The sequence below is a fragment of the Mycobacteriales bacterium genome (assembly GCA_036497565.1).
Taxonomy (GTDB): domain Bacteria; phylum Actinomycetota; class Actinomycetes; order Mycobacteriales; family QHCD01; genus DASXJE01.
Map to the genome: position 1 here is coordinate 1 of DASXJE010000233.1, position 13,042 is coordinate 13,042.

The 13,042-nt window shown below is 70.8% G+C and carries 10 protein-coding genes; 3 read left to right on the plus strand and 7 right to left on the minus strand.

Annotated elements, in window-relative coordinates:
• From VGH85_19180 to VGH85_19195, 4 genes are all read right to left on the minus strand, one after another.
• Positions 1-2,964 (minus strand): multifunctional oxoglutarate decarboxylase/oxoglutarate dehydrogenase thiamine pyrophosphate-binding subunit/dihydrolipoyllysine-residue succinyltransferase subunit (locus VGH85_19180; GenBank protein HEY2175934.1); only part of this gene is annotated, 2,964 nt, incomplete at its 3' end.
• A 146-nt stretch (positions 2,965-3,110) separates the two neighbouring features.
• The gene (locus tag VGH85_19185; GenBank protein HEY2175935.1) at positions 3,111-3,872 is read right to left on the minus strand and encodes an ABC transporter permease; all 762 of its coding nucleotides are present in this window, start codon (positions 3,870-3,872) and stop codon (positions 3,111-3,113) included.
• The gene (locus tag VGH85_19190; protein ID HEY2175936.1) at positions 3,872-4,858 is read right to left on the minus strand and encodes an ABC transporter ATP-binding protein; all 987 of its coding nucleotides are present in this window, start codon (positions 4,856-4,858) and stop codon (positions 3,872-3,874) included. Before VGH85_19190 ends, VGH85_19185 begins: the two co-directional genes overlap by 1 nt.
• A 94-nt stretch (positions 4,859-4,952) precedes the next feature.
• Positions 4,953-6,527, minus strand: coding sequence for an NAD(P)/FAD-dependent oxidoreductase (locus VGH85_19195; protein ID HEY2175937.1), 1,575 nt, complete (start codon positions 6,525-6,527; stop codon positions 4,953-4,955).
• A gap of 147 nt (positions 6,528-6,674) precedes the next feature.
• On the opposite strand from VGH85_19195, the gene VGH85_19200 reads away from it, so the two are divergent.
• Positions 6,675-8,018 carry an alpha-L-fucosidase gene (locus tag VGH85_19200; protein ID HEY2175938.1) on the plus strand — a complete coding sequence of 448 codons (1,344 nt, stop codon included), beginning with the start codon at positions 6,675-6,677 and terminating at the stop codon, positions 8,016-8,018.
• Positions 8,019-8,036: 18 nt separating this feature from the next.
• Here VGH85_19200 and VGH85_19205 read toward each other — a convergent pair whose 3' ends face one another.
• Genes VGH85_19205 through VGH85_19215 form a run of 3 tightly spaced genes read right to left on the minus strand, consistent with a single transcriptional unit; the run spans position 8,037 to position 10,770 of the window.
• The gene (locus VGH85_19205; protein ID HEY2175939.1) at positions 8,037-9,089 is read right to left on the minus strand and encodes a zinc-binding dehydrogenase; all 1,053 of its coding nucleotides are present in this window, start codon (positions 9,087-9,089) and stop codon (positions 8,037-8,039) included.
• Positions 9,090-9,122: 33 nt separating this feature from the next.
• The gene (locus VGH85_19210) at positions 9,123-10,136 is read right to left on the minus strand and encodes a zinc-binding dehydrogenase (protein HEY2175940.1); all 1,014 of its coding nucleotides are present in this window, start codon (positions 10,134-10,136) and stop codon (positions 9,123-9,125) included.
• 16 nt (positions 10,137-10,152) lie between these two features.
• Positions 10,153-10,770 carry a class I SAM-dependent methyltransferase gene (locus tag VGH85_19215; protein HEY2175941.1) on the minus strand — a complete coding sequence of 206 codons (618 nt, stop codon included), beginning with the start codon at positions 10,768-10,770 and terminating at the stop codon, positions 10,153-10,155.
• 82 nt (positions 10,771-10,852) lie between these two features.
• On the opposite strand from VGH85_19215, the gene VGH85_19220 reads away from it, so the two are divergent.
• Together VGH85_19220 and VGH85_19225 are read left to right on the plus strand one after the other, a co-directional pair.
• A complete protein-coding gene (locus VGH85_19220; protein HEY2175942.1) occupies positions 10,853-12,049 on the plus strand; it encodes an MFS transporter in 1,197 nt (398 codons plus the stop codon).
• 55 nt (positions 12,050-12,104) lie between these two features.
• Positions 12,105-13,042 (plus strand): ABC transporter substrate-binding protein (locus VGH85_19225; GenBank protein ID HEY2175943.1); only part of this gene is annotated, 938 nt, incomplete at its 3' end.

Below are 13,042 nucleotides of genomic sequence, written 5' to 3' on the forward strand. Positions count from 1 at the left end.
CGGGTTGGCGACCGAGTAGCCGTACTCGAAGCCGACCGCCGCGTACTCGCTCAGCGCCGAGTCGTAGACCATGAACCGGCCCTGGTTCGGCGAGAGGTTCTGCAGCGGCGTGTACTCGGCGCCGGTCCTGCGGTCGATCAGCACCGCGTGCCGTTGCACGAACGTGCCACGGCGGGAGTCCTGACCGGACAGTCGCAGCAGCCTGCCCTCCAGCACCAGCGAACCGAACGCCAGCAACTCGGCGAACGCCCAGTCCACCTCACCCTCGGTGGACATCTTCGCGCGGCGCTCCAGCACCGGCTTCACCCTCGGGTGCGGGCTGAACCCGTCCGGCAGGTCGACGTGCGCGCGGCCGATCCGCTCGATCGTCGACGACGAGATGGCGGTGGCCAGCTTCGTCGGGATGGGCTGCTCGGCCTCGATCGACGGGCTGGTCTTCGGCGGCGACTTCTCCAGTTCGCGGACCTCGTTGAAGACGTGCTCCAACTGGCTGGAGAAGTCGCGCAGCGCGGTCTCCGCCTCTTCCATGGAGATGTCGCCGCGACCGATCAGCGCCTCGGTGTAGGTCTTCCGCACGCTGCGCTTGGCGTCCACGATGTCGTACATCGCGGGCTGCGTCATCGACGGGTCGTCGCCCTCGTTGTGGCCGCGCCGGCGGTAGCAGACCATGTCGATGACGACGTCCTTCTTGAACGTCTGCCGGAAATCGAAGGCCAGCTTCGCGACGCGGACGCAGGCCTCCGGGTCGTCGCCGTTCACGTGGAAGATCGGCGCCTGGATCATCCGGGCCACGTCGGTGCTGTAGAGGCTCGAGCGGGCCGCGGCCGGGCTGGTCGTGAAGCCGACCTGGTTGTTGATCACCAGGTGCACCGTGCCGCCGGTGCGGTAGCCGCGCAGCTGGGACAGGTTGAGCGTCTCGGCGACCACACCCTGCCCGGCGAACGCCGCGTCGCCGTGGACCAGCAGCGGCAGGACGGTGAACCCGCCTTCGCCCTTGTCCAGGGCGTCCTGCTTCGCCCGCACGATGCCTTCCAGCACCGGGTCGACGGCCTCGAGGTGGCTCGGGTTGGAGGTGAGCGTGACCGGGATCTGTTCACCCTCCGGGCCGTTGAAGACACCGTCGGCGCCGAGGTGGTATTTCACGTCGCCCGACCCGTGTGTGCTGCCCGGGTCGATGTTGCCTTCGAACTCGCGGAAGATCTGCTGGTAGCTCTTGCCGATGATGTTGGCGAGGACGTTGAGCCGGCCGCGGTGGGCCATGCCGATCACGGCCTCGTCGAGGCCGGAGCGGGCCGCCTTGGTGAGGACGGCGTCCAGGCCGGCGATCATCGACTCGGCGCCCTCGAGGGAGAACCGGCGCTGCCCGACGTACTTCGTCTGCAGGAAGGTCTCGAATGCCTCGGCGACGTTGAGCCGGCCGAGGATGTGCTTCTGCTCCTCCCGGTCGACCGGCTCGTTGGTGACCTCGATGCGCTTCTGCAGCCAGGCGCGCTCCTCGGGGTCGGTGATGTGCATGTATTCGATGCCGACCCGGCGGCAGTAGGAGTCGCGCAGCACGCCGAGCACGTCGCGCAGCTTCATCACCCGTTCACCGGCGAACCCGCCGACCGGGAAGGTGCGGTCGAGGTCCCACAGCGTCAGGCCGTGCTTGAGTACGTCGAGGTCCGGGTGGGTGCGGAGGGTGAACTCCAGCGGGTCGGTGTCGGCCATCAGGTGGCCGCTGGTGCGGTAGGCGTTGATCAGCTCGATCACGCGGGCCGACTTGTCGATCTGGCCCTCGTGCGTCGTGGTGATGTCCTGCACCCAGCGCACCGGCTCGTAGGGGATGTGCAGCGACCGGAAGATGTCGTCGTAGAAGCCGTCCGCGCCCAGCAGGAGTTCGTGCATGCGGCGGAGGAACTCCCCGGACTGCGCGCCCTGGATGATCCGGTGGTCGTACGTCGAGGTCAGCGTGATGATCTTGCTGACGGCCATGTCGGCCAGGGCCTCTTCGCTCATGCCCTGGAACTCGGCCGGGTATTCCATCGCGCCCACGCCGACGATGGCGCCCATCCCGGTCATCAGCCGGGGCATGGAGTGCACGGTGCCGATGCCGCCGGGGTTGGTCAGGCTGATCGTGACGTCGGTGAAGTCCTCGGTGGTCAGCTTGTTCTGCCGGGCCCGGCGGATGATCTCCTCGTAGGCCGACCAGAACTGCGAGAAGTCCATCCGCTCGCACCGCTTGATGGCGGCCACGACCAGCGATCGGCCGCCATCCTTCTTCGGCAGGTCGATCGCCAGCCCGAGATTGATGTGTTCGGGGGTGGTCACCCCGGGCTTGCCGTCGACCTCGGTGAACGCGCGGTTCATCACCGGGACGTCGGCGAGCGCCTTGACCAGCGCGTAGCCGATCAGGTGGGTGAACGAGACCTTGCCGCCCCGGCTGCGCCGCAGGTGGTTGGTGATCACGATCCGGTTGTCGGCGAGCAACTTCGCCGGGACGGCCCGCACGCTCGTGGCGGTGGGGACGTGCAGCGAGGCGTCCATGTTGGACACGACCCGTGCGGCGGCCCCGCGCAGGACCTGGGCACCGGGGTCGGTCGGCGCCGGACCCGCCGTGGATGCGGCGGCCGCCGGTGTCGGCTCCTTCTTGGCCGCCGGGGCGCGGTCGGCCGGTCGTGGATCCGTCTTGGGCTCGTGCGTCTTCGGGGTCTGGGTCTTGGCGGCGGGCCGGTCGGGCTTGGCGGTGACCGGCGCCTTCGTGACCGGCGCCGCCTTGGCAGGAGCCGTTGCCGCGGCTGATGCGGCCACCCGCTGCTCGGCGCGCTGACCGTTACCACTCGGTGTGTAGTCGCGGAAGAAGTCGTGCCACGCCGTCCCGACACTGCCCGGATCGGCGAGGTAGCGCTCGTACATCTCTTCGACGAGCCATTCGTTGGTGCCAAACTCGGGCCCGAAACCCGGTTTGTGCGCCTGATCCGACACGGTCGCGGGTCGCCTCATTTCGCGGTCACCGGTGACTTCTGCAACTGTCGAGGTTACGCGTTCCATCCGTGCGCCGTCATCAGCCTCCGGTCTCCGAGCCCGCATCGTGTCGCTCCGCGGTCGGCGCCGGCCGGTCTCTCGGCCGTTCAGGTGACGTCGCGACGGACAGTGATCAGGGCGCCGAGCAGGGCGAAGACCAGGCCGTAGGCGACCAGGACCAGACCGGCCGGGGCGCGGGACAGATGATCGGCGACGGAGTTGTTGTTGCCCAGATTGCCGCCGGTGAGCGCCGATGCCGCGGCGCCGGGCAGGTAGCGGTAGACGCTGTGGATCCCGGAGATGCTGCTGAGGATCGGCTCGGCGATGAAGAGGTAGACCACGAGGCCCACGATTGCGGCGATCTGGTTGCGCAGGAGGGCGCCGAGACCGACGCCGACGATGCCGAAGATCGCGACGACGACCACGGCACCGATCAGGCTCGCCATGACGCCGGGGGCTCCGAGCGACACGTCGGTGAATCCGCGGTGGGACAGCCAGGGCACCGCGATCACCATCGTCACGAGGACGTTGAGGATGCCGAGGACGAAGCCCCACACCAGGTAGGTGATGAGCTTGGCGGCGACGACGACGCCGCGCACCGGGACCGACAGGAAGGTCGGGGTGGCGGTCTGGTGCCGGTATTCGCCGGTGATCCCGATGACGCCGAGCACCGCGGAGAAGACGTAGCCGAAGCCGGCCGCGATCGACGCGATGCCCTTGAGCGCTCCCGGTCCGCTCTGGTCGGTCGTCTTGAGGTTGATGCAGACGAGGATCGTGATCAGCGCGGCGAGCAGCACCGACAGAACGGTGAGCCACAGCCCGGTACGGGTCGTGAACAGCTTGCGGAATTCGGCGGCGAGGGCACGCATCAGCCGTTCCCTCCCTGCTGGCCGTAGGTGGAGGCGGGGGCGGTGTCGCCGGCCGCGGCGGGTGGGCTGCCGGGCTGTGCGCCGGCCTCGCCCGCACCCCCGGTCAGCTGGAAGAAGATCTGTTCGAGGTCGGAGCGTTCGGTGCGCAACTCGTGCAGCTCCACACCGGCCGTGAAGGCGTGGTGACCCACGGCGGCGGCGTCGAGGCCGCTCACCCGGACCGTGCCCGGCTCCACATTCACCACCTGGGCATTGTCGGCGAGCACCTTCGCGAGCACCTCGACCTGAGGGCTGCGGACGAACACCGACTCGCCGACCCCGGCCGACAGCTCCGTGATCGTGCCCTGCTTGACCAGCTGTCCGCGGGAGAGGATGACGACCCGGTCGACCGTCTGCTCGACCTCGGACAGGAGGTGGCTCGACACCAGGACGGTGCGCCCCTGGGTCGCGAGGTGGCGCAGGAAGCGGCGCAGCCAGGTGATCCCCTCCGGGTCGAGGCCGTTCGCCGGCTCGTCGAGGATCAGGACGCCGGGGTCGCCGATCATGGCGAAGGCGAGCCCGAGCCGCTGCCGCATGCCGAGCGAGTAGCCCTTGACCCGACGTCGCGCCGAGTCGGTGAGGCCGACCAGGTCGAGCGTCTCGTCGGCCCGGGAGGCCGGCAGCCCGGCGGCGGTGCAGTAGACCCGCAGGTGGTCGCGCGCGGTCCGGCCGGGATGGAAGCTGGCCGCCTCGAGCACCGCGCCGACCGTGCGCAGCGGGTCGTGCAGCTGGACGTAGCGCTGGCCGCCGATGGTGGCCGCGCCGTCCGTGGGGGTCACGAGGCCGAGCAGCATCCGCAGGGTCGTGGTCTTGCCTGCGCCGTTCGGCCCGAGGAACCCGGTGACCGAGCCGGGCTCCACGGTGAAGCTGAGGTTGTCGACTGCGCGGATCTGGCCAAATGTCTTCGTCAGCCCGGATACGACGATCCGGCCGGCGTCCTGGTCCACCCCGAATTCCCCTCCCTGGTGACACCGTGAGGGGTCATCCTGTCAGAAACCGGGCCCTGACAGGTGACCGGGTGGGGCAGCTCTCAGCGGGCTCTCAGCGGACCGCTGCGCCGAGGTCGGCGAGCATGCGCTGCGCCGCGTTGTGTCCCGCGCAGCCGATCACCGAGCCCGCGGGGTGGCACCCGGCGGCGCCGGCGTAGACGCCGGGCACGCCCGTGTCGTAGGGCATCCGGTCGACGAACGAGATTGAGTTGTCGACGTGGAAGATGTTGCCGCCGGTGATCCCGAACCGGGCGGTGATCTCGGGCGGCGTCAGAGCGTCGACGTCGACCACGCTCGCGCGGGTCCCCGGGGCGTAGGCCTCGACCAGGTCGAGCAGCCGATCGACGTACGCCGCCTTCTCCGCCGGCCAGGACGAGCCGGCCGGCTCGTGCGGCACCCCCTGGACGAACAGCGCGCTGGAGTGCCGGCCCGCGTCGTCGCGCAGGGACGGATCGAGGGTGGAGTGCAGGTACCACTCCACCGGGGGCGTCGCGGGGAGTCGGCCGGCGGTGCCGTCGGCGAAGGCCGCGCGCACCGCGTCGAGCATGTCCGCGTCCGGGACAGGGGGAAGCAGGTGCACCGTGGTGCCGTGCTGGCCGCGGTCCTCGGGCAGCGCCGCGAACCGGGGCAGGCCGGCCAGGGCCAGGTTGACCTTCATCGTCTGCCCGCCGGAGCGGGCCGCCAGGTCGGCCACCCGGCCGGTCAGCGCGGGCGGGGCGTGGCTGTCGAGCAGGTCCGGCAGCCGGAACGGATCGGTGGCGACCAGCACGGCGCGGGCCGGGACGTCGTCGCCGTCGACGAGGGACACCCCCGACGCGGCACCCCGATCGACGACGATCCGCTCCACCGCCGCGCCGGTCCGGATCCGCGCTCCGGCGGCAATGGCACGCTCGGCGAGCGTCCGGGTGACCGTGCCCATCCCGCCCCGCACGACCATCCAGGTGCCGCCGGCGCCCGGCAGCCGGCACATGTTGTGCACGAGCAGGTTGTGCCCCGACCCGGGTGACCACGGCGAGCCGGTCAGCCCGGGCATGCCGTCGGTGACGGCGTACATCGCCAGGACGGTCTGGGAGGCGAAGCCGAACCGGGAGAGGTAGTCGACGGCGCTGCCGCGGACCAGGCCGGCGAACGTGTCCTGCAGACCTGGCCGGACGTAGCGCTCCGCCGTCTCCTCGACGGTCAGGGGTGGCGCGAGCCACGCGGGCGCGACGTCGGCGGCGAGTGCGGTGATCTCGGCGGCGAGCGCGTCGTCGGCGCGGGCGTCGGCCTCGGTGAAGAAGTCGGTGAACTGGCGGCGGCTCGCCGCGCGGTCGGCGCCCAGCAGCAGCGACCGTCCGTCGAGGGTCGGCATGAAGTAGTGCGGGTCGCGGCGCACCAGCGGCAGGTCGAGATCGAGGAGCGTGAGCAATTCGGGGGGCATCAGCCCGAGCAGGTAGGCGCCGGTCGACGCGGCCAGGCCGGGGGCCCGGGTGAACGGGTGTTCGGTGCGGCACGCGCCACCGATGACGTCGGCCCGCTCGAGCACCTCGACGCTCAGCCCGGCGCGGGCCAGCAGGGTCGCGGCGACGAGGCCGTTGTGTCCGGCGCCGACGACCACGACGTCGACACCGGTGGGGTGCGCGGACATGTGCTCTGCCTACCACGTCCCGGAGTCCTCCGATGGCTCCGCGGAGCTCCCTCCCGTCCCTTGACACGCGGGGAGCGCTCTGCTCAGCTGGGCCCTCGAAACATCGGGTGTCTGATCCGCCGGACGAGTCGAGGAGAACGGGCCGACATGGTCGAGCACAGGCAGCAGCAGCCGGACTGGAGCCGATTCGAGCGGCCCGTGCCGGACTGGTTCCGCGATGCGAAGCTGGGCATCTTCATCCACTGGGGCCTCTACTCGGTGCCGGCGTGGGCCGAGCCGACCGGCGAGCTCGGTGCGGTCGACGAGGCGACCTGGTTCCGGCACAACCCCTACGCCGAGTGGTACTGGAACACGATCAGGTTTCCCGACAGCCCGGCCCGGGCCCACCACACGGCGACCTACGGCGATGCGCCGTACGACGACTTCCTCGACGCGTGGGATGCGCGCGACTTCGACCCGAAGGAGTGGGCGGCGCTGTTCGCCCGGACCGGAGCGCGTTACGTCGTCCCCACCACCAAGCACCACGACGGCGTCACGCTGTGGGACGCCCCCGGCACCGGCGGGCGCAACACCGTGCAGCGCGGACCGCGCCGTGATCTCGTCGCCGACCTCGAGGCCGCGGTACGCGGCGCGGGGATGCGGTTCGGCGTCTACTACTCGGGCGGTCTGGACTGGAACGTGACCGACCTGCCGCCGCTGGACAGCTTTACCGCGGTCAATGACACCGGGCGGCCCAAGGACGCGGCGTACGCCGCCTATGCGGCGCTGCACGTGCGCGACCTCATCGACCGCTACCGGCCGGACGTGCTGTGGAACGACATCGAGTGGCCGGACGCGGGAAAGCACGCGGGTTCGCTGGGACTGGCCGAGGTGTTCCAGCACTACTACGGGGCCGTGCCCGACGGTGTCGTGAACGACCGCTGGGGCGCCACGCACTGGGACTACCGCACGACTGAATACCAGCACGGCGCGGAGAACGAGTCGACCCAGGCGTGGCAGAGCTGCCGCGGGATCGGGCTGTCGTTCGGCTACAACCAGGTCGAGGACGAGTCGCACTACCTCGACGGCCGGGCCGTCGTACGCCATCTCGTCGACGTGGTGTCCCGCGACGGCAACCTGCTGCTCGACGTCGGTCCCACCGCCGAGGGTCGGATCCCCGATCTGCAGCGTCGGTCGCTCGAGGCGCTGGCCGACTGGATGGCGGTCAACGCCGGGGCCATCCACGGCACGCGGCCGCTCGACGCCGCCGTCGGTACGCCGTCGGATCAGCCGTGGGTCCGGTGGACGCAGCGCGACGGGGCGGCGTATGCGATCGTCGACGCCGCTGGGCGGGTCGCACTCGACGCGTCACCAGAGCGGCTCGACACCGAGTCCGCCGCCGTGCTCGGCGCCGGCCCGGTGCCCGTCAAGGTGCAGGACCGGTCGGTCGTCGTCGACCTGCCGGATTCTGCTGCTGCGGCACCGGTCGTGGTCCGCTTCGCGGTGCGCTGACGGCGTCGGGGCGGGTGCTCAGGCGGGCTCGTCGGACCACCGGATGGTCGCGCCCAGCGTGCGACCGGCGCCGTCGGCGAGGACTCGTTCGAAGAACTTCGGTGCTTCGGACGCGTGCAACCGGTCGGTGATGGTCTCGTCCCACCGCAGCCGGCCCTGCGCCATCGAGTCCAGGACCGCCCGCCGGAACGGCCGGTAGCCGTCGTCGCAGGGGAAGACCATGCGGAGCCGCCGGCTGTGCGCCGCCAGGAACTCGAAGGACACCGGCCCGTCGCCGTAATTTCCCTGCCAGACGAAGCAACCCAACTGCCGGCACAGCCGGATGCCGAGGTCGACCGATGATCCGTGGCCGGTCGATTCGAAGACGAAGTCCGCACCGGCGCCGTCGGTGAGCCGGCGCACCTCGGCGTCGACATCGACCTGCGTTGCATCGAGCACCGTGTGCGCGCCGAGCCGCCGCGCCACCTCGAGCGGCTCCGCCCGCAGGTCGACGGCCGTAACCCGTGCGCCGCGGGCCGCACAGGCCGCCACGACGGCGAGTCCGACCATGCCGACGCCGAGTACGACGACCGAGGCGCCGACGTGGACGCCCGCCATGTCGGTGCCCTTCAGGCCGACCGCGGGGACGACGAACATGCTGGCGAGGTCGTCGGAAACGCCGTCGGGCACGATGTCCGCCCCGTGGTCGCCGGTCGGGTCGAGTACGGCGACGGACGCGTGCACTCCGGCGGCGCAGTTCAGTGGTTGTCCGCTCTGCTCGAGGAGCAGTTCGGCGTTGCGCCGGTAGTAGACGCGGTCTCCGACGTCGAATCCGGTGACGTCGGCGCCGACATCGGTGACCCGTCCCACGCCCATGTAACCGGTGACGATCGGGAAGTCACCCCAGTCGAGCTTCCCGGACAGCACCGCGAATTCGGTGCCGATGCTGACCCCGGACCACGTGGTGCGGATGGCGATCGTCGACGGCCCGAACGGCGCGGTGAGCACCTGCTCGAGGTCGAACCGGCCGCCTTCCCTGGCGACGAGCGCCTGCCCGGCGATTCTCGATCCCGGTGACGACTGGGCTGTCATTGTCTGCTTACCCCTTCGAGTACGGCGACGACCTCAGCTGAACGTGACGATTGCCTTGACGACATCTCCGCGGGCGATGTCGGAGAACGCGCTCGTGATGTCGGTCAGTGGATAGCGGTGGGTGAGGAAGGTGTCCTTGTCGAGGATTCCTCCGTCGACCATGCGTACGACGCCTGGGAGAACGGCCGCTTCGTCGGTGCTCGCGACAGTGACGGTCGCGTCGCGCGGGCCGGCCATGAGGTCGAGTGCGGCGAGATCCTCCGGCGCGCTGTAGACCACTTCACGTCCGCCCCGGCGCAACCACCGGTAGGCGCGGCCGACCATCGGCGCCGCACCGGAGGCCTCGAAGACGACGTCGAGGCCGCCGAGATCGCCGGCGACCGCTTCGGGTCCGCCGTCGGCTTCCAGGACGGCGATGTCGGCGCCGAGGCGCCTGGCCAACTCGAGCCGCTCCGGTCGACGGCCGACGATCATCACCGGGCCTGCTCCGAGGAGCTTCGCGTAGGCGACGAAGGACAGCCCGGCGATGCCGGTGCCGACCACGCCGACCTTCCGCCGCAGGACCGGGACCGGGCAGATGACGCTGAACGTCTCGCTGAAGCTGATCCCCAGGGCGACGCTCTCGGGGTCGGTGGCAGGGGGGAAGAACACCTGGGAGAACGTCGGCGACCCGGGCTGCGCGGGCTGGTCCGCCCGCAGCGCCTGCCAGTCGGTGACGACACCGAACTCCGCGAGGCCACCCCAGTGCTGCTGCAGTCCGACCGGCGCGCGACCGGGCGGGTAGGCGCTGGCCCGGGTCACGAGCGCGCCGACCTCGATGTGCCGCACCCGTGATCCCCGCTTGACCACCCGGCCGACCGACTCGTGGCCGAGGATGCTCGGGTAGCCCACGCCGCCGCGGAAGGTGCCGAGTCGCAACATCTTGTCGGTGCTCGAGCAGATGCCGCAGGCCACCATTTCGACGAGCGCGTCGTGATCGCCGATCTCCGGGTCGGGCACCTCCGTGACCGATCCCTTTCCCGGGCCCTCCATCACGTAGGCCAGCATCTCGACGCGGTCCTTTCTAGGGAGAGAGTGCGGTGCCGAGCGAGTCGGCGCCGAACAGTTTGGGGACGCTGTCCTCGTAGAACACGTCGACATCGGTGATGGTGAATCCCGCGGCGGTCAACTCGTCGACGATCCGGCGGGTGAGATGACATCCGCCGAACACCCGCTTCTGTAGCGGTTCGAAGCGTCGTTGCTGGCGGCGTACCTTCTCATCCGGTGCCAGTCCGTGCTCGACGAAGTGCAGGCTGCCGCCGGGTTTGAGGACCCGGCGGACCTCGCCGAGGGCGGCGGGTAGATCGGGGATGGTGCAGAGCGTCCACGTCGACAGGGCGGCGTCGAACGTGTCGTCGGCGTACGGCAACAACTGACCGTCCAACCCGGAGCGCTGCACGGGGACATTCGTCGCGTCGACCCGCTTCTCGGCGAGGTGCCAGCCGAGGTCGGACGGCTCGACCGCGGCGACGCGGGCGACGGGCGCCGGATAGAACGGCACGTTGAGTCCGGAGCCGAAGCCGATCTCGACGACGTCGCCGGTGAGTCCGGCGCAGACGCGTGCACGCAGCGGGCGGGACACCTTTGCGCCGCAGGCGACATTGATGATGCGCGGGAGGACCCGCTCTCTGTAGAAACCCATGACCAGCCTCCTGAGGCAACGCTAGCCGGTGGCAGGACTCGGCCGGCGGCCTGTGCCGGAGGCGTGTGGAAGGCTCTCCGTCGTGGCCGTACGCATCCGGGCGAACGTGGAGGGCGCACCTGGCGCCGCACCCCGGCGCGCGCGGATCGCGGTCTCCTACGTCTTCGCGGCGCACGGCCTGTTGTTCGGGTCGTGGGCACCCCGCATCCCCGAGGTGAAGTCGAGCCTCGGCCTCTCGCCCGGACTGCTCGGCATCGCCCTGCTCGCGCCCGCGGCCGGGTCGTTGCTGACGATGCCGCTGGCCGGCGCCGCGGCCTCGCGGGTGGGCAGCGCCCGGGCGACGCAGGTGGTCTTCGTGGCGTACTGCCTGCTGCCGTGGGTCGTCGGGCTGGCCGGCAACCTCGGCACGCTCTGGCTGGCGCTGTTCGGGTGGGGCGCCGCGTTGGGGTCGCTCGACGTGGTGATGAACGCCCAGGGGGTCACCGTCGAGAAGGCCTACCGGCGTCCCGTGCTCTCGAGCTTCCATGCGGCCTGGAGCATCGGCGCGCTGATCGGCACCGGAGCGGGCAGTCTCCTTGCCGGGGCCGGTGTACCGCTGGCCGTGCAATTGGCCGTCGGCGGTGGCGTCCTGCTCGTCGTGGGGTTGCCGCTGACGCGCGCGTTCCTGCCCGATCCGGACGGTGGCGGTGAACGGCCGCCGGCCTTCGCCCGGCCGACCGGGCGGCTGCTCGCGCTGGGGGCGGCCGCCTTCGCCTGCCTCGTCTGTGAGGGGGCCGCGGCCGATTGGAGCGCCGTACAGCTGCGGGAGTCGCTCGGCGCCACCGTGACGGTGGCCGGCGCGGGCTACATCGCCTTCACCGCGGCGATGACCGTCGGGCGGTTGCTCGGCGACCGGACGGTGGCGCGGTTCGGCCGGGCGACGACCGTGCGCGCGCTCGGCCTGCTCGGAACGGTCGGAATGGCCGGCGGGCTGCTCAGCGGCACGATCGCCGGATGGGTCGCCGGCATGGCCGTGCTCGGCCTGGGCCTGTCGGCGATGGTTCCGACGTTGTTCGGGGCCGCCGGGGCCGGCAGCGGTCACGCGGGCCCGGCGATCGCGGCGGTCTCCACCTGCGGCTATCTGGGGATGCTGCTCGGGCCGTCGATCATCGGCGGCCTGGCGCAGGGCGTCGGGCTGACCGGTGCGCTGTGGATCGTGCCGGCGCTGACCGCGACGGCGGCGCTGCTGGGCCGGGCCGCCGACGTACCCGCAGGGGACAAGGCCGTCTCCGGCCGGTAGGTCAACCGACCGTCCGCGCGGCTGCGACGTCGTACGCTCGACCGGGGGCGATCGGATGCGCCGACGTCGTGGTCTCGTCGTACCGGCTGGGGTGGCGCTCGTCGTGGCGGCGCTCGTGGTGGCGGGCTGTGGGACTCGGCTGCCGGCGAGCGCCTTCGCCAGCCAACGGGGCTCCGGTTCGGCGGCCTCGTCGCGTCAGGCTTCCGGCTCGCCCGGCAATACCGCGTCCGACATCGGTGTGACGCCCTCGGCCGTCCGGGTCGGGATCGTGGCGAGCCTGACCAGTCCGTTGGGCGGCGAGGCGTTCTCCGGACCGATGTACGGCGCGCGGGCGTTCTTCGACGCACTCAACGCACGCGGCGGGGTGCACGGGCGGCGGGTGCAGGTCAGTGTCTGTGACGACGGGTCGAGCGGTTCGGGGAACCAGTCGTGCGTGCACCACCTGATCGACGACACGAAGGTGTTCGCGCTCACCGCGACGACGTCGCTGGACTATGCGGGAGCGCCGTACGTCGACGCCAAGGGAGTGCCGGACGTCGGTGGACAGCCGGTCGGCAACGCCTACGACCAGTACCGGCACCTTTATTCGATCTACGGCAGTAACGAGCCGCGCGAGGGGACGGTCGGCTTCGGCGGCGTGCTCTACGGCGGCACGGAGGTCTACCGATATTTCAAGGCGAAGCTCGGCGCGCGCACGGCCGGGGTCGTCTACTACAACCAGGCCGACTCGCAGCGGTTCGCGAGCCTGACGATGAAAAGCCTTGCGGTGGAGGGATACCGGGTCGTTCCGGAGCAGGTCGACTTCGCGTTGCCCAACTTCGACTCCGCGGCGCTGGACATGAAGGCACGCGGCGTCGACGTGGTCTTCGACGCGCTGGATTCGAGCGGCAACGTCGACCTCTGCCGGTCGATGGACAACGAGGCGCTGAAGGTGAAGGCCAAGGTGACGACGGTGCAGAACTGGAATTCCTCGGTGCGCACCGACTTCGCCGC